The organism is Bacteroides sp. AF39-11AC, assembly GCF_003474285.1.
Classification (GTDB): Bacteria; Bacteroidota; Bacteroidia; order Bacteroidales; family Bacteroidaceae; genus Bacteroides.
The window spans coordinates 588082-612622 of sequence record NZ_QROH01000001.1; the positions used below are offsets into that span (position 1 = coordinate 588082).

A 24541-nucleotide genomic window follows, 5' to 3' on the forward strand; every position below is an offset into this window, starting at 1 on the left:
TATAATATTGTATGCGGAAATTCTGTATAATTATAGGGATGCTTTGGCTGTGTGTTACCGGTTGCGGTGATTCATACGAGTCAAGCATTCCTTCTATTAGTTTTAATTTCTCATGCAGTCTTTCACAGTCTCCTTATTATAAGATTACGACTCCCGGCCAATTCTTGAAGGTAGATAAGAATGTGAATGGATTACCTGTAGGCTATGCAGGATTAATAATAGGACAAAGCGTATATTCGGATGGCAATACCTATGTCGCTTATGATGCCGCCTGTCCGGTGGAGGCCAATCGTAGCGTTTCAGTCGAGTTGGTAGAAGATGGATTGGGTACTGCTGAATGCCCTAAATGCCACACTAAATATAATTTAAGCAGTGGTGGATTCCCCACAGGAGAAGGTACAGAATACCTGAAACATTATAAAGTCTCTGTATCCGGTACTACTTTACAAGTTCGTAACTGATAAAATAGCAACTTTTTCTATGTAAAAAATTTGGCTGTAACGGGGAAACTCCTTATCTTTGCACCCGTTCTACAAAAAAGACCTGCGGAAATAGCTCAGTTGGTAGAGCATAACCTTGCCAAGGTTAGGGTCGCGAGTTCGAGTCTCGTTTTCCGCTCTCCTTTATAGGATGCTCGAATGGTGGAATGGTAGACACGAAGGACTTAAAATCCTTTGGCCATTGCGGCTGTGCGGGTTCAAGTCCCGCTTCGAGTACTTGTTTAAAGCTCCATGAGTCATTGATTTATGGAGCTTTTTCTTTTAGGCATCTCCTTTGCTTTCTATACCAGATAGAAGTCCGAATCAGATACCCTTGCTACTATACATTTAAAGTTAGAATACTATGAGAACATTTAGGTTATTGGGACTGGTTTTAATCACTATGCTTGTTAGTATAAATTTTGCAGCTTGCAGTGATGGTAATGAGCAGGATGATCTTGATCCTGATAAAAATTCTACAATTACTATTGATTCAAGTATTATCACAAATGGCTTGGCTTTTGCAGCAGAAGGAAGTATAAAATCTGTTAGCTTCACCACTAATACTGATTGGACACTGAATATAGCCTCCACTACGGGCGGTTCAATATGGTGCATGGCATCGGTTGTGAGCGGTAAAAAAGGTGAGGCGTCAGTTGAGTTTACTACTCTTGATAATTCGGATTATGACGACCGAAGTGTGTCTGTAACCATTAAGGCAGGAACTGCAAGCCAAACTTTCACTATTATACAAAAATGCAAAGAGGCGATACTTGTGACCACAGATAAATTTGAAATCGTCCAAGAAGGTGGTTCTATTAATGTAGAAGTAAAGTCAAATATTGACTATCAAATGGAAATTTCAGAAACGGCAAAAAGTTGGATTACTGAAACTAACACACGTGCTTTAACTACTCATAACCATACTTTCTCTATTGCAGCAAATGAAGAATATGAGAAACGTGAAGGTGAGATTTACTTCAAAAAGGGAGAGCATGTAGAAACCGTAAAGGTTTATCAGGCAGGTGGTGCAGTCATAGTATTGACAAAAGAAAAATATGAAGTAAGCGATAAAGGAGAAACTATTACCGTAGAAATAAAAAGCAATGTAGAATACGGAATAAAAATGCCACAGGTCGATTGGATTTATGATGAGGCTTCCGTGCGTGGTGCTTCCAGCCATACCCTGAAATATATTATCAATCCTAATGAGACTTATGACAGCCGTTCTGCGCAAATTATCTATTTCGATAAGAATAATACTGCAAGCGCCGATACATTAACCATCATACAAGTGCAAAAAGATGCTATCGTTATTGGAAATAATGAATATACAATTGATGCAAAGGGAAAAACTATAGAAGTGGAGTTAAGTTCTAACATTGATTATACGATTTCTATTGCTGATGATGGGAAGGATTGGATCTCATGTGTGGAGAATACGAGAGCCTTGACCACTAAGAAAATTAAGTTCAATATTGCAGAGAATACTTCTGATGATAGTAGAGCAAGCCATATTACTTTTGCTTCTGGCAATGGAGTTAGCCAGAATATTAAAATCATTCAGCAAGGAGCACTTCCTGTTATACATGTAGAAACAGCAGGTACATTATCAAGGTTGATTAACAGTTCTGTGAAAGATGAAATCACAAAACTAAAGATTACAGGAAATCTAAACTCTACTGATACGGAATTCCTGCGTAAAATGAAAAAAATACAGGTTTTGGATTTGTCCGAAGTGAATATGACAAAACTTGGGTATTACTCATTTCAACTATGTAATAATCTTACTTCTATTATTATTCCTAGTAGTGTGACAAGTATTGGCGAAGGTGCATTTTGGGAATGTTCAAGACTTACTTCTGTTGTTATGCCTGACGGTGTGACAAGTATTGGAAAATATGCATTTGGGGGCTGTTCAAGACTTACCTCTATTGCTATCCCTGACAAGGTAATAACTCTTTCAAGTAATGCATTCCAATTTTGTACAGAGCTTACTTCTATTGATGTGGGTGAAGATAATACTGAATACTCATCTATAGATGGGGCTTTATATGATAAAAATGCGTCGACACTGCTGAAGTGTCCTGAGGGTAAAATATCAATTGCTATTCCTGGCAATATGGCAAATATTGGTGATATAGCCTTCTATCTGTGCTCACGTCTTACTTCTATTAATGTGGATGAAAACAATGCTAAATATTTATCTATAGATGGAGCTTTATATGATAAAAATGCATCGACACTAATAAAATGTCCTGAAGACATTCCGTCAATTACAATTCCTAACAGTGTGACAAGTATTGGCGATGAGTCATTGTCCCGTTTAAATCTGACTTCTATTACAATTCCTAATAGTGTGATTAATATTGGAGATAGGGCATTATCTAGTTCAAACTTTACTTCTATTACAATCCCTAATAGCGTGACAAGTCTTGGAAATGGAGCATTCGATAACTGTTCATACCTTACCTCAATTACGCTCCCTAATAGTGTAACGACTATCGGAAATGAGACATTTGCTGGTTGTTCAGGCCTAACTTCTATTACGATTCCTAACAGTGTGACAAGCATTGGGATAGAGGCATTCTCGTGCTGTAGACGCCTTACTTCAATTACTATCCCTGGCGGTGTGACTAGTATTGGCATGGAAGCATTCAGTTGGTGCTCAGGTCTTACTTCTATTACTATTTCTAAAGGTGTGACAAAAATTGGTATTAATGCATTCTGGGGATGTTCAAGTCTTACTTCTGTTACTATTCCTAATAGTGTGACAAGTATTGGAAAAGGTGCATTTTCGGCTTGTTTCGGTCTTACTTCTATTACAATCCCTAATAGTGTGACTAGTATTGGAGATTATGCATTTTGGGGATGTTCACGTATGAGAGAAATTCATATTGGATATAAATCTGTATCTGGTATGAATCCATCTGTTTTTGAAAATGTAGATACAAGTGTATGTGTTCTATATGTACCCAGAGGCTGTAAAAATGCTTATAGCATTGCAGATGGATGGAGGTCTTTCAAAAATATAGTGGAAGAATAAATAAAAAAAATCAATCTTAAAGCTCTGTGAACTATCTGTTCATGGAGCTTTATTCTTTTAGGTATCTTCTTGCTTCTCTACTCTCTACATCTCATACTGCTATGCTTTAAACTCTTTATTGATAGCTGCTCTGTGTGTTATAGGCAGCAGCGTAGGAAGTAGAAGGTAGATAAACTTGCATTTACTCTATTCTTTTTGTTGATTTGCTTAAAGGAAAATGTCCGGATGACCGGTTCAAAACTTCGTTTTCTAATTGCTGGCTGTCCGTTTTCCAACTGCTGGCTGCTGGGCCTCCATATGGAAACTGTCGGGCCCGCAATTGGAAGATGAAGATTTGTCGGTACCAAAAAGGTAAAATGCCTAAGGTAAAAGTATGTTTTTCCTTAGGCATCACTTAAAATTTTCCCTTATTCTGGGTGAGTTATTAAGCAGCTTTCCGTAAAAGCCTTATATTTGCAGTATAAATCATCATCATCTATGTACTTAAAGAAAATTATGACTGCAACCCTTGCCCTTACTGCGCTTGCCGGGCAGGCACAGGAGAAACCTTTCAACATCATTCCCGAGCCGGTGGAAACTACCGTGACCGGACAGGGAGAGTTTCAAATCCAACGTAATACGGTGATTCGTGTGTCGGAGCCTGCATTGGCATCTTCGGCTGCGTATCTGGCGGATTATATGGACCGTTATCTCGGCATACCGCTGCAAACGGAAATTCCTAAGGTGGGTAAATCTCGGAAGAAAGGTATTCCTGCGGTAGAACCTATCACTCTGAAGTCTGGTGAACCGCCTTGTATCGTTTTAATTAATCGGAAGAACGGAGATGTTTCTGGTGGCTATCAACTGGAGATAACTTCAAGAGAAGGCATACGTATTGAGGGTAATGACGAAGCAGGCGTTTTCTACGGCGTGCAGACACTGATACAATTGTTACCTACCCGTGCTGGTGTGTTACCTATCCTTCCGGCTGTGCAGATTAACGATTATCCCCGCTTTGCCTATCGGGGCATGCATCTCGATGTGGTACGCCATTTCTTTCCGGTATCATTCATTAAAAAGTATATCGATTACCTCGCACTGCATAAACTCAACTATTTCCATTGGCACTTGACGGATGACCAGGCTTGGCGTGTTGAAATGAAATGTCGCCCGGAGCTGACGGAGAAAGGTTCTGCTCGTGAGGGAGAAATCTTTGGACTCTATCCGGGGAAATACCAACCACTACCTTATGGTGGATATTATACTCATGAAGAAGTGAAAGAAGTGATACATTATGCTGCTGATAGGCATATCACAGTGATCCCCGAAATAGATATTCCCGGTCATTGTATGGCAGTGCTTGCTACTTATCCTCAGTTCAGTACTACACCCGATGAAGCGAAAAAGGCAGCGCTGACATGGGGCATCTTCAATAAATTTAATAATGTACTGGCTCCTAAACCGGAAGTTTTTGATTTCTTGAAAGATGTCTTTTCTGAATTGTGCGATCTCTTTCCCGGACAATATATCCATGTAGGCGGTGATGAATGTGCCAAGCGTTGGTGGCAAGAGTCCGAAGAGACACAACAATTCATGCGGGAACATAGTTTGAGGGATGAAAAAGCATTGCAGAGCTATTTCATTCATTACGTACAGGGAGTGGTGAATGCGAAAGGCAAGACTTTGATTGGCTGGGATGAAATTCTTGAAGGAGGTATTTCTGAAGATTGTGTTGTGATGAATTGGCGACGTCCGGAGTTTGGGAAGAAGGCATTACGAACAGGGCATCGTACGATATTCACTTGCTCTGCCTGGTCGTATTTCAATCTGAAAGAGAGTCGTATACAGCCGGAAATTGGTCCACGTGGACCGCTATCTCTGGAGAAAGTTTATGAGTTTCAGATTGTTCCGGATTCGTTGACAACGCAGCAACAAGAATTAGTTTGGGGGGCACAGGGATGCCTCTGGACGGAATATATTCCCACCACCTGGAAAGCTGAGTTTGCTGTTTTTCCACGTATGTCAGCGTTGGCGGAGAACGTATGGTCGCCATTAGAAAAGAAAGATTGGACAAACTTTGCTCGTAAGATAGAAATGCAATTTGAACGTTACGAACTTTGGGGAGCCCGATATTCTGAAGCATTCTTTCGTACACAAGATATAGAGCGAAAGAGGTGATAGAAGGATGCGATGATTTTTATCTTAATTAAAAATAGTTATCACCTGAATGCAGTACTTTCAATTTTGGGGTATTTATAAGAAAACGACGCTATACAAATTATTATGAGATACTTACTTTGTTTCCTTGTTGGGGTCTTATTGACGACCTCTTTGTACGCCCAGAGTACAGGTGATAAAAGATCATCATTTTCTGTTCATGCCGGCCCGTCATGGTATCTGGGGCGCTTTATGGGAATTACTGATGGGGCAGATGCCTATCGCAGTGACTTACGAAAAGGCGTAGCCTGGGACGTTAACTACCTTGGACAAATTGTAGGTAGGGAACTGAAGTTTGGAATAGGAGCTCTGTATCAGGGAAGTTCGTATAAGAATACGCATGAAACCGGGGCAGACAAGATTCTGATGCATTATGTAGCTCCTCAGGTAGCCTTAACCATGGTACAAAAACATTATCAACTTCAATTTTCCGGTGGGGTCGGTTACCAACTCTACCACGATAAGAGTACGGTATATGACAAACCGCGGAAAGTATCTATGAGCAAGCTTGCCGGTAACCTGGCTCTTTCGGGTGAGTATTTCCTAACGAGTCATTGGGGAGCTTCTGCTCGATTGAATTGGTTAGCATCCAGTTCCGAATCTTATTCAGTGAAGTATCATAATGAGAAGTGGGATGTAGAGAATCCGAAAACCGGTACTGGTTATTTCGGTCAACTATCCTTACTCTTCGGTTTAAACTATCATTTTTAAGCGTTATGAAAAAACTATTATTTCTATTCCTGCTGATTTGCTGTTGTGCCTGTGAAGAGGATAAAAGTGTTGACCCGACATTGATGCCGAAAGCTACAACTACCGGTGAAAATACGTTAGGCTGCCTGATAGATGGTTGGGTATATTCCAGTGGGCGGTATAGCATTCCATCTGTTAGTTTTTTCAATGATGAAGAAAATCATTATGTTACAATTGATGCAGAAATTGGAGTCTTCAACAGTTTGCATTTGGTGCTTGTGAATCCTCGTCAGGGAGCTAACTGCACTTATACGGATGCTGCTTTCGGCAGAGAAGATTTAGAAGATGGCGAAGCCCATATTACTCGTATGGATGGAACCATCATCAGTGGCACATTTAGTGGTGGAAGTATCAAAGAGGGGCGTTTTGATATAAAATATCGTGAGAAACCCGAAGGTGGAGAAGCGGTATATTGATATAAAAAACTGCCCCTGAAGGAATTGCTTCCAAGGGGCAGTCTTTTTCACTTCGTCTTCTCTTAAGTCTTATAAAACCTTTCGGTTGCTGATAACCCGCATAGCGGCAGTGTACTGCTGACAAGGAACAGACACGTGAATGCCATAACCTTTGTCTTCTGTTGAAGCAGTGATATAAGCTGACTTCAATAATTGCTTCACACTTTCCACTTCCCAGGGGCTACCTGCGAAAACATTAATCTGAGAAATCTTTCTACTTGTAATCATGTGCTTTAAAACTTTTAGTTGTACTTTCCGGTCGCAAAAGTAAGCGGTTTGCGGGAAACAGAATAACTCAAATTGATCAAAAAGTAACATAAAAGGTGCAAACGATTTAGAAGTAGCCTATTCCTTATATTTTTTCCTTTATTTTGTATCGTTCTTCCGGATTTCCACACGACGGATCTTTCCGCTGATGGTTTTCGGTAGTTCATCTACAAATTCAATCACACGTGGATATTTGTAAGGAGCCGTCACTTTCTTCACATGATTTTGCAATTCCTTGATAAGTGCTTCACCTTCTTTTCCCTTATATTCTTTAGCCAGTACGATGGTAGCTTTAACCACTTGACCACGAATTTCGTCGGGTACACCTGTGATGGCACATTCTATTACAGCGGGATGCGTCATCAGGGCGCTTTCCACTTCGAATGGACCGATACGATAACCGGAGCTCTTGATCACATCGTCTGCACGGCCTACAAACCAAAGATAACCGTCTTCATCTTTCCAGGCAACGTCTCCCGTATAGTAGATACCATTATTCCAGGCTTCGTGTGTACGCTCCGGATCACGGTAGTACTCTTTAAATAATCCCAACGGCTTACCTTTATCCGTACGAATTACGATTTGTCCCTGTTCACCGGCTTCCACAGAACGACCGTCGTTGTCTATCAGGTCTACATCGTATTGTGGGTTGGGTAATCCCATGCTTCCCGGCTTCGGTTCCATCCAAGGCATAGTGGCAATGGTCAGGGTGGTTTCTGTCTGTCCGAATCCTTCCATCAGTTTGATACCTGTCAGTTTCTTGAAGGTTTCAAATACGGCAGGGTTCAGAGCTTCACCGGCAATAGTGCAATATTGCAGAGACGAGAGATCGTATTTCGTCAGGTCTTCGTGAATGAGGAAACGGAAGATAGTGGGAGGTGCACAAAGAGATGTTACATGATAATCTTGTATCTTCTCCAGAATGGCGGCAGGAGTGAATTTCTCGTGGTCATATACAAAAATATTTGCTCCGGCAATCCACTGTCCGTAAAGTTTGCCCCATACTGCCTTTCCCCAACCGGTATCGGCAATAGTAAGGTGCAGACTATTTTCCGTTAGGTTGTGCCAGAAACTACCGGTGACAATGTGTCCCAGTGGATATGTGAAGTCGTGAGCAACCATTTTCGGTTCACCTGTTGTTCCGCTGGTGAAGTACATCAACGAAATGTCTTCATTCGTATTCGGATGTTCCGGTTTCACAAAAGGTGCAGCATTTTCGATGCCTTTGTGGAAATCATCAAATCCTTCAGCTACTTCAGGTCCTACGCTGACGAGTTTCTTCACGCTGGGTGAATCTGGCATAGCAGTAACAATATGATCCGTGATAACCGATTCACCAGCACAAACAATCATTTTGATATCCGCAGCATTGCAGCGATATACAATGTCTTTTTTGGTCAGCAAGTGAGTGGCAGGAATAACGACAGCACCAAGTTTATGTAAAGCTATGATGCTGAACCAGAATTCAAAACGACGTTTCAGTATCAACATTACCATGTCGCCATGACCGATGCCGAGGCTTTGGAAATACGAAGCTGTCATGTCCGTATAGCGTTTCATGTCGGCAAATGTAAACTGTTGGTGTTCACCCTTATCATTAGTCCATAACAATGCAGGTTTGTCTGGTTGTTCGGCAGCCCAGGCATCTACTACGTCGTAGCCGAAGTTGAAGTTTTCCGGTACGTTTATTTTAAAATTCTTGATAAAGTCCTCTTGTGTAGTGAAAGAGGTTTGCGATAAAAATCTTTCTACCATAATTATAGGAATTGAGAATTGAGAACTAAGGATGAAGAAGGGATTGCTCTATATAGACAGTGCAAGGGAATTCTTCATTCATTGTTCTCTGTTCTTCATTTAGTTGTTACATGATAATTGCCAAGAATCGTACCGTCTTTCCATCCAGTGCTTTCATGCCATGTGGCAATTTGGAGTTGAAATACAGGCTGTCTCCTTCGTTTAGTATAAGTTCTTTGCCATCAATGCTTATCATCATACGCCCTTCGAGTACAAGGGTGAATTCTTGTCCGGCATGACTGTTGTAATGTATTGGTTCGCTATCCGGTTTCGGTTCTACGGTCACGACGAATGGATCGGCGCTACGATTCATGAAGCCTGCGGCAAGTGATTGGTATTTGTAGGCTTTAGTACGTTCAATACTGGTTCCTTTTCCGGCACGGGTCAGGAAATAGGAACTCATTTTCGGCTCTTCGCCAAACATCAGTGCATCCAACGAAACTCCGTATCTGCGCGCTATCTTTTGTAGCATACTGACGGAAATATCAAATTCTCCCGACTCTGCGAGACGGTATTCTTCGGCAGAAATATCACATTCGCGTGCAATGTCTTCAGCTGTCAGCTCCAGTACATCGCGAAGTCCGCGGAGGCGTTCTGCTATTTGCTTAATTTGTTCGTCCATGTGGTTGTTTATTTAATGAATTAATTGTTTGTCTTATTGTTTGCTGGCTTTAATGGCATTGATGATGGCAGAAGAGTAACCGTCATGTTCCAACTCATTAATGCCTTTGATGGTGATACCGCCAGGAGTACATACTTTGTCTATTTCTACACTGGGGTGTGTGTCATTGTTCAGTATCAGTTCAGCTGCTCCTTTTACGGATTGGGCCACCATTCTCATAGCATCCTTGGGGTAAACTCCCATTTCTATGCCGGCTTGCATGGCAGCTTGAATATATTTTAGTACATAGGCAATGCCGCAGGAGGCCATGGAAGTGCAAGCTGCGAACTTTTCTTCAGGGATAAGCATGGCGACTCCCATTTGATTGAAGATATCCAGCATCAGTTGTTCTTGTTCTTTGGTAGCATTGCGGCTGGCAATCAAAGTCATACTTTCCATTTGGCTGATGGCAGTATTGGGAATGATGCGGAACATGGTCATTTCCGGTTCCGGTACGTAGTGGGCCAGTTCTTCGAAGTTGATGCCTGCGGCGACAGAAATAATGATTTGCTTGCTTTTCAGTTTCAATTCACGCAGCACGCTTTTGATGAGCCACGGTTTCACAGCAAGTATGATAAATTCGGCACCAATAATGGCTTCCTGATTGTCATGTGTAATCTGTAAAGCGGGAAACTCTACTTTCAGTTCATCCAACTTTCCTCGCGAGGGATTAGAGACTATGATATCCGAGGCGGGGATAATACTTCCCTTTGCCAATCCACGGGCTATAGAACCGCCCATGTTTCCTGCTCCGATAATTGCTGTTTTCATATCATTCTGTTATTAAAAGGGTTGTCGATGGGCAAAGGTAGATATTTTTTCCACCTTTATAAGCTAATTGATGTAAAAAAGTACTTGTGCACTAAAACAAAAAACAGCCTTAAGACGCGTTGAAACGTCCGAAGGCTGCCTGTTTATTGCTGATTATATAGTCAAATATACTTTAAAGTACTTTTCTGAAACGCTCGAGGAAGAGATCGGCTTCTTCCATGCTGAGACAGAGAGGCGGAAGCAAACGGAGTACGTTTGTACCACTGACACCTGTAAATACATGTTGTTCTTTCAGAAGTTTCAGGCGAAGTTCCTTTATTGGCTCTTCGAATTCAAGACCGATCATCAGACCACGTCCACGAACTTCCTTGATCTGTGGGAATTTCTTCAGTTCCGTCATTAAGTATTCACCTACTTTTGCTGCATTTTCAACCAGATTTTCCTGACTTATGACATCCAGTACTGCCAACGCTGCGCTACATGCCAGATGATTACCACCAAAGGTAGTACCCAGCTGTCCGTAAATCGGAGTAAACATCGGACTGATGAGTGTACCTGCCATCGGGAAACCATTGCCGATGCCTTTGGCTACAGTGATAATATCTGCTTTGATACCGTTGTATTGATGAGCAAAGAATTTACCGCTACGACCATAACCACTTTGGATTTCATCTAAAACCAGTACAGTGTTATGGGCGGTACAAGCTTCGCGCAGAGCTTGCATGAATTCATCCGTTGGCAGTTGGATACCACCTACGCCCTGAATACCTTCAATAATAACTGCGCAAACATCCCCCTTCGCCAGTTCGGCTTTCATAACTTCGATATCGTTCAGCGGGAGATAAGTGACATGTCCACAATCGTTGATGGGAGCTATGATTTTCGGGTTGTTGGTTACTTCTACAGCCAGTGAAGTGCGTCCGTGGAATGCTTTGTTAAAAGAAACCACACGTGTACGTCCATTGTAGAACGAAGCGAGTTTCAAGGCGTTCTCGTTGGCTTCTGCACCGCTATTAATCAGGAATAAGGAGTAGTCATCATAACCACAAACTTTTCCTAAGCGTTCAGCAACCTGTTCCTGCAACTTGTTGATGACAGAGTTGGAATAAAATCCCAACGTGGCAACTTGCTTGCTTATCATCTCCACGTAGTGCGGATGCGCATGGCCGATGGAGATAACAGCGTGTCCGCCGTAGAGATCGAGGTACTCAGTACCCTTTTCGTCCCATACGTGGCAACCTTTTCCCTTGACAATATTGATGTCAAAAAGAGGATATACGTCGAATAAATTCATTTCTTTAATTATAAATTACGAAATACGAATTACTTAGAAGGCGCTGGGCTTCAATCGCAAGCCGACGGTTTCTTCTAAATTGAACATCAAGTTCATGTTATGTACTGCTTGTCCACTGGCACCTTTCAGCAAGTTGTCGATGCAGGAGATGATAAGCAACTTATCACCATGCTTTTCCAGATGTAGCAGACACTTATTGGTGTTTACCACTTGCTTCAGGTCGATATTCTTCTCTACAATGTGTACGAAAGAGTCTTTTGCATAATATTCTTCGTACATGCGGACGATTTCATCCAGTGCAACTTTGGTTTTTACTACGATGGTAGCAAAAATACCACGTGGGAAATCGCCACGGTAGGGGATAAAGTCGATATCCACATCAAAGCTATTTTGCAGTTGCTTCAGGGATTGCTTGATTTCGGGAACATGCTGGTGATCGAATGCTTTATAAACACTCAGGTTATTATTTCGCCAGCTGAAGTGACTGGTTGATCCCGGTTTCACGCCAGCTCCTGTAGAACCGGTGATAGCATTCACCATGATGTCGTTGTTCAACATCAGGTGCTTGGCAAGGGGCAGCAAGCCCAATTGGATACAAGTGGCAAAACAGCCTGGATTGGCCACGTGCTTTGCTTTGCAAGTAGCGCGACGGTTCAACTCCGGCAGACCGTAAATAAAATCATGTTCCGGAGAAGCAATACGGTAGTCCATAGAGAGGTCGATGATTTTCAGCTCCTCAGGAATGTTGTGACTCTCTATGAATTTCTTCGTATCGCCGTGAGCGGTACAGAAGAATAATACATCAATTTCATCCAAAGGTAACTCGTCGGTGAAGACAAGATCCGTTTCGCCGTACAATCCTTCGTGTACGTCGGTAATTTTGTTTCCGGCGTTACTTGAGCTGTTGATGAATACGATTTCCGCTTCCGGATGATTGACCAGCAAACGAATTAACTCACCTGCCGTATATCCGGCTCCGCCGATGATTCCTACTTTAATCATGTTAGTTTATACTATGTTCTTTATCTGTTATATAAGTTTCTTTCTTCGGGAACGATAAGCCACATTATAAGGTATACAGGTATACCGGCAAATACGGTGAAAAACGTCAATAATGCATAACCGATGCGTACGAGTGATGGATCGAGTCCGAAATAGGCGGCTAAACCTCCACAAACTCCAGCAAGCATTCTGTCACTGCGTGAGCGAGTGAGTTTCTTGTTATTATTATCCATGCTTAGATTTCCTCGTCTTTATGGTTGTTATAATATACTCTCAGCGGAGTAGAAGTAACCTTGATAAAGCCTTTTGCATCTTCTGCCGTCCAACCCTTTTGCATTTCGCCGTATTCACCGAACTTGGTTTTTACAAGGTCGTCTTCCGATTCTACACCTACTGTAGAGAATGACAACGGGCGGAGTTCCAATATAGCTGTACCGTTTACGTTGCGCTGGCTTTCCTGCAACATTGCTTCGATGTCACGCATTACGGGTTCCAGATACTGACTTTCGTGCAGGAACATACCGTACCAATTAGCAACCTGGTCTTTCCAGTATTGTTGCCATTTACTCAGCGTATATTTTTCCAGGAATTTATGTGCACCGATAATCAACATCGGGGCAGCAGCTTCGAAACCAACGCGGCCTTTGATGCCGATAATGGTATCACCCACATGCATATCACGACCAATGCCGTAAGCAGCACCAATTTCTTCCACTTTCTGGATAGCTTTGATGGGATCGTCGAATTTTTCGTCGTTTACTGCTTTCAGTTCACCTTTCTCAAAAGTAAGACGCAGTTGTTCGCTGCCTTCTTTTACACAGTGTTTCAGATAAGCACTTTCGGGCAAGCCTTGTGCTGAATCCAGAATTTCACCACCGCAGATGGAAGTACCCCACAAGCCTACATTATAGGAATATTTCAGCTTGGTGAAGTCTGCTGAGAAACCATGTTTGTTCAGATAATCGATTTCTTCCTGGCGGCTCAATGCCATGTCACGGGTCAGTGTAATGATTTCTACACCCGGAGCCAGTACGAGGAATGTCATGTCGAAACGAATTTGGTCGTTACCTGCCCCTGTAGAACCATGAGCGATAGCGTCTGCTCCAATTTCGTTGGCATAACGTGCAATGGCAAGTGCCTGGAAAATACGCTCGGAACTTACGGAAATAGGATAGGTGCCATTACGCAGCACGTTACCGAATACCATGTATTTCAAGCTCTTTTCGTAATATTCCTGAGTTACGTCGATAGTAACATATTCTTTTGCGCCCAGTTTATAGGCGTTTTCTTCGTTCGTTTTCAGTTGTTCAGGACTGAAGCCACCGGTGTTTGCACAAGCTGCATACACTTCGTACCCTTTTTCTTTGGCAAGGTACATTACCGTAAATGAAGTATCAAGACCGCCGCTGAATGCGACTACTACTTTTTTCTTATCTTCCATATCCTTTGTTTTTTAAATTTTATCATCTTCATGCAGTTCCGGGTCGTAGAGCATTGCGGTGCAGATGCAGAACTTGCGGTTCTTGGCTACTAATATATCGTGGTTGATGCAACCTTCGCAACCTTTCCAGAAGGATTCGTCATCTGTCAGTTCATTGAAAGTAACAGGTACATATCCCAGTTCCGTATTCATTTTCATGACGGCAGCTCCGCTGGTGAGGCTGAATACTTTGGCGTTGGGCCATCGCAAGCGTGCCAGTCGGAAGGATGCCATTTTGATACGCTTAGCCAATCCTATGCCGCGAAAGTCGGGATGTACAATCAAACCGGAAGTAGCGACGTATTGTTTGTTTCCCCAGCTTTCGATGTAGCTGAAACCTGCAAACACGTCTCCGTATAAGGCGATGATAGCTTTTCCTTCTTTCATTTTTGTCGCCACATATTCGTGTGTGCGTTCTGCGATGCCCGTTCCACGTACTTTGGCCGCTTCTCTGATGGTATCCAAAATCTTATCCACATAAATTTCGTGAGAGGCGTCAGCCACCATCACGTCCACTTTTTTGGTATCCATTTCTTATTGATTCGTTCTTTATTTATTTAATGTTCGGAATGATTTGTGACAAGAATTCGCGTACCTCGCTGTGCGAAGCAGCTTCATGCACTACCAGCATGATGGTGTCGTCACCGGCGATGGTGCCCAAGATAGCGGGACATTCGCGGTTGTCAATGTCATAGGCCATACTGCTGGCGTAGCCGGGTCGTGTGCGAATAACGGCAATGTTACCGGAGAATTGCAGGGAAACGAAACCGCTGGTCATCAGCATTTCGCTGGCACTCTGGTCATTGGAACGCTTGTACATGATGTTATTGGGCAATACATATACGTATTTCCCATTCATGTTTGCCGCCTTGGCAACTTTCAGTTGTTTCAAGTCGCGGGAGAGCGTGGCTTGTGTCAGCTCAAAGCCTTCCCTACTCAAAGCTTGCAGCAGTTCTTCCTGAGAACTGACATCTTTGCTTGAGATAATCATCTTGATGGCGTCTAACCGATTGGCTTTTTTCTTCATTTTTCTGTATAATTATTCTAAGAATGGCGCAAAAGTAGGAATAATCTGGGATATAATATACAAAAATGGATGTTTTTTTAGTATTTTTATTCTTGTAATCCTTTTGCATATCTATAAATACTCCCTTTATTATCTATGCAATAGAGATTGTCGGAGGTAGGTAGTATAGATTGTATATTAGCATTAAGTGGGCTTCCTAAGGGTTCGACTATTGCAGGATCGGCAGATAACTTCATGCGCATCGCATGCCCTCCAAGCATATAGAGATAATCATTTTCTATGTAGGCTTGATTGATCCATGCAAGCCATGAATAGGTTGTGGGGAAACGATATACTTCTTCTGTTTCCTTCCATTCTCTGATCTTTATTCTTTTGATAATTGAGCTACCTGTAGCATTTTCAAAATAGTAAAAATAGCCTTTGTTGCTTCCTATCCATGAGATATTCCATACTGCCATGTCTGAATAGGACTTCCAGTTTTTTTCATTCGGATGATAGATTATCACTTGATTGGCGTATGAGGATCTCTCTTTTATTACCAGATAATCTTCACATGTGGTTATGCTGAATGAACTGGAAAGTGATATGGGAAGCTTGTCGTAAAACTCCCATTGCTTTGTTTTTAGATTGATACACGTGCCTTGTGTCCACATATCCCAAGGATACCACTCCGTGTCGAAGGGAAGCTGATATTTTTCTAATGTCATGTCCTTAAAAGAGTAACAATATAGCTCGTTTTCTGAGAAGGTATAAGCTTTTCCGTCTGATATTGTCTGAAAATCTACGAATTGCGATAAATGGTCTATCTTTTCCCAAGGATGTGAAAAGCATATTTGGGCAGTTGGCAGATAAATTTCGTGTCTATCGTGCGAGTAATATAATTGTATGTCTGTCTTCTCCGGCATATATTGGAAAACAACATATAATTTTCCGTCAGTTTGTTGATAATCAGTTAATAGTATTTACCGAAAGCTTATCGTAAGATGTAAAAGCGTTTACAGCCGTATGTAACGGTCTTTACCCCTTATTGTAACGACCTTTCCCTCGGCATGTAACGGTCTTTACCTCGGCATGTAAATGGAGTTACCGTGTGGAGTGAACAAAGTTACCATTTGGGGTAAACAGAATTTTCATGAAAGGAAAACGACTATGTACTTATAAAGGTGAAGTAAGATAATCCATAACGGAAAGGAAAAGAACAAAAGTGATTAGTGTTTAGTGATAAGTGATTAGCGCCATTCGGTATGTTATTTTTTAGACGCGGATGACGCGGATTTAAAAGGCTGCGCTATAAAAAATAAAAAAAGATCCGCGTCATCCGTGTCATCCGCGTCTAAAAGATTATTTATCATTTAACTCATAACCCTACAGAAAGGAGGCAATTCAACAACTGATTCGTATTATTAATGAACTTTTGTTACATCAATTGATAACTCTCTTTCTACAACCTTGAAAAGTAATTTTTATATGACAATCTGGTAGATACTAATTATTGTACTTTGAAATCTATATTTTTCGATATTTTATGTATCTTTGTTGCATATTTCTTCAATAGTGAAGAGATGTATTTTGCGATTTGGAGATCATTTTATTATTCGTAACTCTAAAAGTCTGGTAAATTTTTAAAAACGCGAATAATAGGTGAAAGTCTCCACGTCTGGATTACATATAACTTTGTTATATATATTCTGGCGTGGGGCTATTGCTTATTATTGTTTGCGGGTTTACCAGAGCCTTAGAGTTAATAATATGTCAATAGTTCCCATGCCATTTTATTAGAAAGGTATAGGGACAACATCAACCTTTAAAACTTATAACACGATGGATGAACCTTTTACTTGCTCCTGCCAAATGAAAACCGACTTAGAAAACTCAGCCGATGTATTTTCTTTTTTTAAAGAGAATTACCCCTTACCAGGTATTGTTGATAATCTGAATAAACTTTCCAATAAAGAACTACGCTGTGCCTGCTGCCTGATGGGGACTGCTTTAATTGGCATTTCCCGGAAGAAAACAATTTGGGGATGGCTTAAGGTAAAGGAATAGATGATGTTGATCCTATTATTTATGGAAACAACAAAAGCAATAAGAAAACTATCAAAATATAAAATAGGGGTTTCCATCAAAACCCCTATTTTTGTGCCGTCAGGTATTGGCATGTTCTATAAAATAATCTATGTGAATCTATAAACTATTAAAAGCACATGAAAGAGCTTCTTAGATTTTCAATTTTCCTTGTATTAGGTTTGTTTGCTTCTCTCACCACAGAAGCAAAGGTGACGCTTCCTGCCATTTTTTCAGATAACATGGTATTGCAGCAAAACGCACAAGTGAATGTGTGGGGCAAGGCTACGCCCGGAGAAAAAGTAACAGTTAAAGCATCGTGGGCAGACAAAGCAGTAACAGCAAAAGCTGCTGCCAACGGTAAATGGACGTTAAAGCTGAAAACCCCGGATGCAATGACCAATCAATCCATTACGGTGAGTGGCGAAAATACGATTACTATAAATAATGTATTAATAGGTGAAGTCTGGCTTTGCACAGGACAGAGCAATATGGAGTTTCCCGTATCACGCCATCTGGACGTGAAGTGGAAGACCGGAATGCTGAATGAAACGGAGGAGATGAAGGATGCTGATTATCCTGAAATCCGTCTGTTCCATGTGGAGCACCAGTTGGCACCCGGCGGTGAAGTGGATGATTGTGAAGGACAATGGTTGGTTTGTAACCCGAAGAACCTGTACGATTTCTCGGCTGTAGGCTTTGTATTCGGACGTAAATTACATAAAGAGTTGAAGATGCCTGTGGGCTTGATTCAATCTACCTGGGGCGGAACGCATGCGGAGTCGTGGACGAAACTGGACGTAATGAAGAAGGACCCTCTTTATGCAGATGTGCTGAAAGACTTTGCATTGGAAGGCGTGAAGCAAGAAAAGAATTACTGTAAAGTACCTGCAACTCTGTGGAATGGTATGATACACCCCATTTTGGGGTATACGGTGAAAGGTAATATCTGGTATCAGGGTGAATCTAATTCAGTTCGTGCCGATAAATACCAGCAGGTATTCACTAATATGATAAATAGCTGGCGTAAAGAGTGGAAACAGCCGGATATGCCGTTCTACTTTGTGCAGATAGCTCCGCAATATGGGCAGCCGGCAACCATCCGTGAAGCACAACTGAAAACATGGCAAAGCGGGTTGAAGAATGTGGGTATGGCTGTGATTACTGATGTAGGTGATTCGCTTGATATTCATCCCCGTAATAAGACTGTGACAGGTGAACGTCTGGCAGCCTGGGCGCTGGCTAAACAGTATGGAAAAGATGTGACCTATTCCGGTCCGTTGTTTAAAGCTATGAAAATAGAGGGTAACAAAGCTGTTTTGAGCTTTGATTATGTCGGAGAGGGATTGATGACTCCGGATAATGAACCGGTAAAAGGTTTTATTATTGCCGGGGCCGACCGTCGTTTCTATCCGGCTACGGCTGTAATTAAGGGTGATAAACTGGAAGTCTCGGCTCCACAGGTTGCAGAACCTGTAGCTGTACGCTATGCGTATTGCAACTTCTTCCGTGTGAATCTTTATAATAAGGAAGGCTTCCCGGCTACTCCTTTCCGTACGGATACATGGCAACCGGATTCGTATGCCCGTTGGTTCGCTGATTCGGAGATGGTACGTTTTCCGCAGGCGTATCAGCTGGATCATGGGAAGCGTCTTTTCTTTGGGTATGCACAAGGGGTAGGTTGCTGTGCGATGTTGCAAATGTGGAAGAAGACGGGAGAGCGCCGTTACTTTGACTATGTGGAGCAATGGGCAGATTCATTGATCGATGACAAAGGGGAAATTCATTTGTATCGTGTGGAAACATACAATCTTGACTATATAAATTCAGGTAAGGTTTTGTTCGACTTGTATCGTGAAACTGGTAAGGAGAAATATAAGACGGCGATGGATGCCCTTGTCAGACAGTTGAAAAATCATCCGCGTACATTGGAAGGTGCTTACTGGCATAAGTTGGTTTATCAACACCAGATCTGGCTGGACGGCTTGTATATGGCCTCCCCTTTCCTTGCCCAGTATGGTGCAGAATTCAATAAACCCGAATGGATTGATGAGGCAGTGAAACAATTCACGCTTTGTCAGAAACATACCTATGATGCCAAGACCGGGCTTTATCATCATGCTTGGGATGAAAGTAAGAGCCAGCGTTGGGCCGATCCGGAAACCGGGCATTCCCCTAACTTCTGGGGACGCAGTATCGGCTGGTGGTTTATGGCGATGGTGGATGCATTGGATTATATTCCGGAAGACCATGAAGGGCGTGCCCGGATGATCGGTTGGATACAAGGACTGGCTGAGGTGTTGCCTGCATATCAGGATAAGAACGGTTTGTGGTATCAGGTGCTCGATCAGCCGAAACGGAAAGGAAACTTCCCGGAGGCATCTGTGACAACGCAATTCATGTATGCTTATGCAAAAGCTGTGAACAAGGGATATATTGATGAAAAGTATCGTGCAGTGGCGGAGAAGGCTTTCAACGGATTGAAGAGCAAATTGATGGTAGAACGCCAGGATGGTACATTGACATTGACTCGTTGCTGTCAGGTAGGCGGTTTGGGCGGACATCCGTATCGCGATGGCAGCTTTGAATATTATATAGGTGAAAAGATGCGGGATAATGATGCGAAAGCAACAGGACCGTTTATTATGGGGTGCATTGAGCTGGGAAAGTGACAAACTGTCGCTTTTATAAATAATATATATCATGAAAAAGAATTTATTGGCAATAATCTTTGCTTCCTTCTGTGCCGGAACCATTTCTGCACAGAACATCTCGTGGCCTGAGGTAACCACGGAAGCTAAACCCGGTGCCCGTTGGTGGTGGATGGGGAGTGCAGTAGATGCGGCTAATCTGACTCGTAATCTGGAAGCATACTCCAAAGCCGGAATGGGTACGATGGAAGTTACTCCTATTTATGGTGTGCAGGGCAATGACGCAAACGAAATTCAGTTCCTTACGCCCGAGTGGATGCAGATGTTGCGCCATACGGAAAGTGAGGCTGCGCGTTTGGGCATGAAGATTGATATGAATACGGGTACGGGATGGCCTTTTGGTGGTCCGGAAGTGGGTATAGAAGATGCTGCTTGTAAATTACTGATTGAAGAATATACATTGAAAGGTGGCGAACGCCTGAAAACAACCATAGAAGTGACGGATGAAAAACAACGTCCGTATGCCAAACTGTGTCGGCTGATGGCTTTCAGGGTTCTGACAGGCACTTCTACCCCGAAGGAACAAAAAGCTGTACGTTGCTATGACCTGACGTCGAAGATCGAAAACGGAAAGCTGGTATGGAAAGCTCCGAAAGGAGAGTGGCGCTTGATTGCCGCTTTCATGGGAAAAACATTTCAGAAGGTAAAACGTGCTGCACCCGGCGGTGAAGGATATGTGATGAATCACTTTTCGGCAAAAGCTGTATCCAATTACTTGAATCGTTTTGAACAGGCTTTCTCAGGAAAGACAGCTAATGGAACAGCCGGGACTCCAACTGAGTATCCGCATAATTTCTTTAATGATTCTTATGAGGTTTACGGTGCTGACTGGACAGGTGACCTGTTTGAGCAATTTGCCCTCCGTCGTGGATATAAATTGGAGGAGTACTTGCCCGATTTCCTTTCGGAAGAACGTACAGAGGCTACCCGCCGTATCATTTCCGATTATCGTGAGACTCTTGCAGAACTGCTTCAGGAGAACTTTACCCGTCAGTGGACAGACTGGGCGCATAAACATGGTTCACGTACTCGCAATCAGGCACACGGTTCACCCGGTAATCTGATAGATCTTTATGCAACGGTCGATGTACCCGAATGTGAGGGCTTCGGCCTGTCGGATTTCGGTATCCGCGGACTACGTAAAGACTCGTTGACCCGTCCTAACGACTCTGATCTTTCCATGCTGAAATATGCTTCTTCGGCGGCACATATCGCAGGAAAGCCTTATACGACTTCGGAGACATTCACTTGGTTGACAGAGCATTTCCGTACTTCACTATCGCAGTGTAAGCCCGATATGGATTTGATGTTCGTTTCCGGTGTGAATCACATGTATTTCCATGGAACGACTTACTCGCCGGCTGAGGCCGCATGGCCGGGATGGAAGTTTTATGCTTCTATTGATATGAGTCCTACAAATAATGTCTGGCGGGATGCTCCGGCATTCTTTGATTATGTTACCCGTTGCCAGAGCTTTCTGCAAATGGGACAACCGGATAATGACTTCCTGGTTTATCTGCCTGTTTATGATATGTGGGACGATCAGGACGGTCGTCTGTTACTTTTCGATATTCATAAGATGGCGAAACGTGCTCCTCGGTTTATAGAGGCGGTACATCGCATTTATGGTGCAGGGTATGATATGGATTATATTTCTGATAACTTTATCCGTAACGCTATATGTCAGGATGGTAAGATATTGACTTCCGGTGGAGCTTCTTATAAAGCATTGGTAGTTCCCGGTGCACGCTTGATGCCTGCTGATGTAATGGAGAAATTACTTCGCCTGGCGGATGAGGGTGCTACGGTTGTTTTCTTGGAACAGTATCCGGAAGATGTACCGGGATTGAATGATTTGGGTAAACGTCGTGCAGAGTTTAATAAAGCTTTGGCACAAATAAAGGAACGGGAAGGAAAAGGACATGTCCTTTTCGGAACAGATTATGCCCGTACGCTGGCTGCCACGGCCGCTGCTCCCGAAGAAATGAAAACCACTTTTGGATTGAGTAGCATCCGCCGCTCACATCCCGAAGGACACCACTACTTTATCTCAGCCTTAAAGACAGAAGACACTGAAAGTTGGATACCATTGGCAGTACAGGCACGTTCTGCAATGCTGTATAATCCGATGAACGGTACATCCAGTAAGGCGCGGTTGCGTCAGAATAACGGCAGGACAGAAGTCTTCCTGCAATTGGCATCCGGTGAGTCTGTAATTCTGAAAACATTTACAGATCAAGATGTTTCCGTACCGGAATATGGGTATTGGACATCTATGGTTCAGGATGAAGCGGCAAAGATACTTCCGGGTGCTTGTACTTTTGCCGGTAAATGGGGATTTAGTTTCGTAGAAGCAATGCCTGTGGTAAGTAATGTACCGGATAGTGTTTCTCTTGGTTCGTGGACGGAAATTGCTGCCGAAGGTGTGAAAAATACAATGGGGACAGCTTGCTATACCACCACATTCACTTTGAAAACTCCTGCTGAGGCTGGAGAATGGATGCTTGATCTTGGCGATGTTCGCGAGAGTGCACGTGTACGCATTAACGGACAAGAGGTAGCTACGCTTATTGCTGTTCCTTACCGTTGCTTAGTGGGCGAATATCTTCGTCCGGGTGTGAATACACTTGAAGTGGAAGTAACGAATCTGCCTGCCAACCGTATTGCAGATATGGATCGTCGTAATGTGCCCTGGCGTATTTATAAAGATGCCAATATTGTGAATATCCATTATAAGAAGGATAATTATGGAAAGTGGGAATCGGTGCCAAGTGGTCTGTTGGGGCCTGTGCGCTTGATTCCGATGCAGAGTATAAAATGATAATGTAACTTCAATTTCTCAAGTAGCCTGAATGGATTTCAGGCTACTTGAGAAACTTAATTAAAACTATAATCAATGAAATCGAATTTAATTATGCTTTGCCTGTTGGGGTTGGCAGGTATTCTGAATGCTCAAGAGGGTAAAGTGCATCAATCTTCCACGTATAAGTATGAAGCTGTATACCGTGACCTGCCTTTTGATATGCCACGGGTGGAGGCTCCTATATTTCCGGACCGTAAAGTGAATCTTGCTGACTTCGGGGCAATAGGTAATGGTGAAGAACTTTGTACATCAGCCTTTGCCAAGGCCATTGATGCCTTAGCAGAAAAGGGGGGCGGGCACTTGATTGTCCCTGCAGGTGTTTGGTTTACCGGTCCTATTGTATTGAAAAGTAATATTGACCTGCATCTGGAAAAAGGCGCTATTATTCTCTTTTCGCCGGACGTAGATTTGTATCCGTTGGTGGAAACGGTTTTTGAGGGTTTGGATACCCGTCGTTGCCAATCACCTATATCCGGTCGTAATCTGGAAAATGTAGCGATAACGGGGGAAGGTGCCATCGACGGTAACGGACACTACTGGCGTCCTCTGAAACGGGAGAAAGTTACAGAGAGTGTATGGAAGCAAACTGTAGCCCGTGGTGGAGTTTACAAACGTCCCACTTATTGGTTTCCTTATCCGCAAACATTGAAAGGGGATACCATCAGTAATATGAATGTACCTCAGAATTTGCAGACGGAAGAAGAGTGGCAGAGTGTACGTCATTTTCTTCGTCCGGTGATGGTGAGTCTGATAGAGTGTAAGAACGTATGGCTACAAGGGGTTATCTTCCAGAACTCACCGGCGTGGAATCTGCATCCGTTAATGTGTGAGAATGTATTGGTAGAAGAAGTGCAGGTGCGTAATCCGAATTATGCACAGAATGGTGACGGTCTGGATTTAGAGTCTTGCAAGAATGCGCTGATAGTGAACTCTACTTTTGATGTGGGTGATGATGGTATTTGCCTGAAGAGTGGTAAAGATGAGGACGGCCGGCGTAGGGGGCGTGTCTGCGAGAATGTGGTAGTAGACGGCTGTACGGTGTTCAAAGGCCATGGAGGTTTTGTGGTAGGTAGCGAGATGAGTGGGGGAGTGCGTAATGTATCTGTCAGTAACTGCCAGTTTCTCGGTACAGATGTCGGGCTGCGTTTTAAGAGTAAACGAGGACGTGGAGGAGTCGTGGAGAATATATGGATACGGCATATATCTATGATGGATATTCCGACCGAACCGATAACATTCAATCTTTATTATGGTGGGAAGTCGGCTGTAGAAGTGCTGGAAAGCGGTGAAACTGTACCTGCTAAAGTGGAGCCGATGCCAGTGGATGAGACTACGCCTTGTTTCCGCAATATTCATGTGAAAAATCTGGTCTGTGCCGGAGCACGTCGTGCTTTATTCTTTAATGGTATCCCGGAAATGCCGATTGATGGTATTATATTAGAAGATATAGACATTACTTCTAAATTGGGTGCTGAGTTTATTTATAGCAAAAATATTAGTATGAAGAATGTGAATATCCGTAATACGGAGGGAAAGAAGATTGTGACTCGTTACTGTGAAGGGGTAGAGTAAAGTCTTCCTTTTGTACATTCTGTTTTTTCATGGTAAGAATGTCAGAAATAACATCTTTTCAGTCAAAACTAATACAGAGTATAGGGGAGTAATCCCCTATTTTTGTATC

General features: G+C 42.8%; 20 protein-coding genes and 2 tRNA genes. 11 read left to right on the plus strand and 11 right to left on the minus strand.

Annotated elements, in window-relative coordinates:
• The first annotated feature begins 11 nt into the window (after positions 1–11).
• The 7 genes from DW036_RS01935 to DW036_RS01965 all read left to right on the plus strand — a co-directional run bounded on the left by DW036_RS01935 (position 12) and on the right by DW036_RS01965 (position 6887).
• Positions 12–461: a hypothetical protein gene (locus DW036_RS01935; RefSeq protein WP_118460869.1), complete on the plus strand. Its 450-nt coding sequence runs from the start codon at positions 12–14 to the stop codon at positions 459–461.
• A gap of 84 nt (positions 462–545) precedes the next feature.
• Positions 546–618: transfer RNA gene (locus DW036_RS01940), tRNA-Gly, on the plus strand.
• Between the two features lie 14 nt (positions 619–632).
• Positions 633–716: transfer RNA gene (locus DW036_RS01945), tRNA-Leu, on the plus strand.
• A 127-nt stretch (positions 717–843) separates the two neighbouring features.
• Positions 844–3525, plus strand: coding sequence for a leucine-rich repeat protein (locus tag DW036_RS01950; protein WP_118460870.1), 2682 nt, complete (start codon positions 844–846; stop codon positions 3523–3525).
• 477 nt (positions 3526–4002) lie between these two features.
• Entirely contained in the window at positions 4003–5682 is a 1680-nt protein-coding gene (locus DW036_RS01955; RefSeq protein WP_118460872.1) for a beta-N-acetylhexosaminidase, read from the plus strand.
• A 105-nt stretch (positions 5683–5787) separates the two neighbouring features.
• On the plus strand, positions 5788–6432 hold the full coding sequence (locus tag DW036_RS01960) for a hypothetical protein (protein ID WP_118460874.1): 645 nt from the start codon (positions 5788–5790) through the stop codon (positions 6430–6432).
• Positions 6433–6437: 5 nt separating this feature from the next.
• The gene (locus tag DW036_RS01965; RefSeq protein WP_118221798.1) at positions 6438–6887 is read left to right on the plus strand and encodes a hypothetical protein; all 450 of its coding nucleotides are present in this window, start codon (positions 6438–6440) and stop codon (positions 6885–6887) included.
• Between the two features lie 69 nt (positions 6888–6956).
• Here the strand turns inward: DW036_RS01965 and DW036_RS01970 are convergent, their stop codons facing one another.
• The 11 genes from DW036_RS01970 to DW036_RS02020 form a co-directional block, all read right to left on the minus strand.
• Positions 6957–7154 carry a DUF2007-related protein gene (locus tag DW036_RS01970; RefSeq protein ID WP_118461172.1) on the minus strand — a complete coding sequence of 66 codons (198 nt, stop codon included), beginning with the start codon at positions 7152–7154 and terminating at the stop codon, positions 6957–6959.
• Positions 7155–7292: 138 nt separating this feature from the next.
• Positions 7293–8948: an AMP-binding protein gene (locus DW036_RS01975; RefSeq protein WP_118460876.1), complete on the minus strand. Its 1656-nt coding sequence runs from the start codon at positions 8946–8948 to the stop codon at positions 7293–7295.
• Positions 8949–9054: 106 nt separating this feature from the next.
• Positions 9055–9609, minus strand: a complete 555-nt coding sequence (locus DW036_RS01980) for a helix-turn-helix domain-containing protein (RefSeq protein ID WP_021968151.1) — start codon at positions 9607–9609, stop codon at positions 9055–9057.
• 33 nt (positions 9610–9642) lie between these two features.
• Positions 9643–10419: a pyrroline-5-carboxylate reductase gene (gene proC, locus DW036_RS01985; RefSeq protein WP_118460878.1), complete on the minus strand. Its 777-nt coding sequence runs from the start codon at positions 10417–10419 to the stop codon at positions 9643–9645.
• A 172-nt stretch (positions 10420–10591) separates the two neighbouring features.
• Positions 10592–11713, minus strand: a complete 1122-nt coding sequence (locus DW036_RS01990) for an aspartate aminotransferase family protein (protein ID WP_118460880.1) — start codon at positions 11711–11713, stop codon at positions 10592–10594.
• 33 nt (positions 11714–11746) lie between these two features.
• Positions 11747–12715 carry an N-acetyl-gamma-glutamyl-phosphate reductase gene (gene argC / locus DW036_RS01995; RefSeq protein ID WP_007660426.1) on the minus strand — a complete coding sequence of 323 codons (969 nt, stop codon included), beginning with the start codon at positions 12713–12715 and terminating at the stop codon, positions 11747–11749.
• Positions 12716–12735: 20 nt separating this feature from the next.
• Positions 12736–12948, minus strand: a complete 213-nt coding sequence (locus tag DW036_RS02000) for a PspC domain-containing protein (protein ID WP_118460882.1) — start codon at positions 12946–12948, stop codon at positions 12736–12738.
• A 2-nt stretch (positions 12949–12950) separates the two neighbouring features.
• Positions 12951–14156, minus strand: a complete 1206-nt coding sequence (locus tag DW036_RS02005; RefSeq protein ID WP_022394330.1) for an argininosuccinate synthase — start codon at positions 14154–14156, stop codon at positions 12951–12953.
• Positions 14157–14168: 12 nt separating this feature from the next.
• Complete coding sequence (locus DW036_RS02010; protein ID WP_044533478.1) at positions 14169–14726, minus strand: GNAT family N-acetyltransferase; 558 nt, start codon at positions 14724–14726, stop codon at positions 14169–14171.
• A gap of 22 nt (positions 14727–14748) precedes the next feature.
• A complete protein-coding gene (gene argR / locus DW036_RS02015) occupies positions 14749–15222 on the minus strand; it encodes an arginine repressor (protein ID WP_118460884.1) in 474 nt (157 codons plus the stop codon).
• 86 nt (positions 15223–15308) lie between these two features.
• On the minus strand, positions 15309–15929 hold the full coding sequence (locus tag DW036_RS02020) for a hypothetical protein (RefSeq protein ID WP_147401426.1): 621 nt from the start codon (positions 15927–15929) through the stop codon (positions 15309–15311).
• Between the two features lie 1114 nt (positions 15930–17043).
• Here DW036_RS02020 and DW036_RS02025 point away from each other — a divergent pair.
• The 4 genes from DW036_RS02025 (at position 17044) to DW036_RS02040 (ending at position 24432) form a co-directional block, all read left to right on the plus strand.
• Positions 17044–17268, plus strand: a complete 225-nt coding sequence (locus DW036_RS02025) for a hypothetical protein (protein ID WP_118460888.1) — start codon at positions 17044–17046, stop codon at positions 17266–17268.
• A gap of 158 nt (positions 17269–17426) precedes the next feature.
• Complete coding sequence (locus DW036_RS02030) at positions 17427–19958, plus strand: glycoside hydrolase family 88 protein (RefSeq protein WP_118460890.1); 2532 nt, start codon at positions 17427–17429, stop codon at positions 19956–19958.
• Between the two features lie 31 nt (positions 19959–19989).
• A complete protein-coding gene (locus DW036_RS02035; RefSeq protein ID WP_118460892.1) occupies positions 19990–22818 on the plus strand; it encodes a glycosyl hydrolase in 2829 nt (942 codons plus the stop codon).
• Between the two features lie 93 nt (positions 22819–22911).
• The gene (locus DW036_RS02040; RefSeq protein WP_369905723.1) at positions 22912–24432 is read left to right on the plus strand and encodes a glycoside hydrolase family 28 protein; all 1521 of its coding nucleotides are present in this window, start codon (positions 22912–22914) and stop codon (positions 24430–24432) included.
• Positions 24433–24541 lie beyond the last annotated feature (109 nt).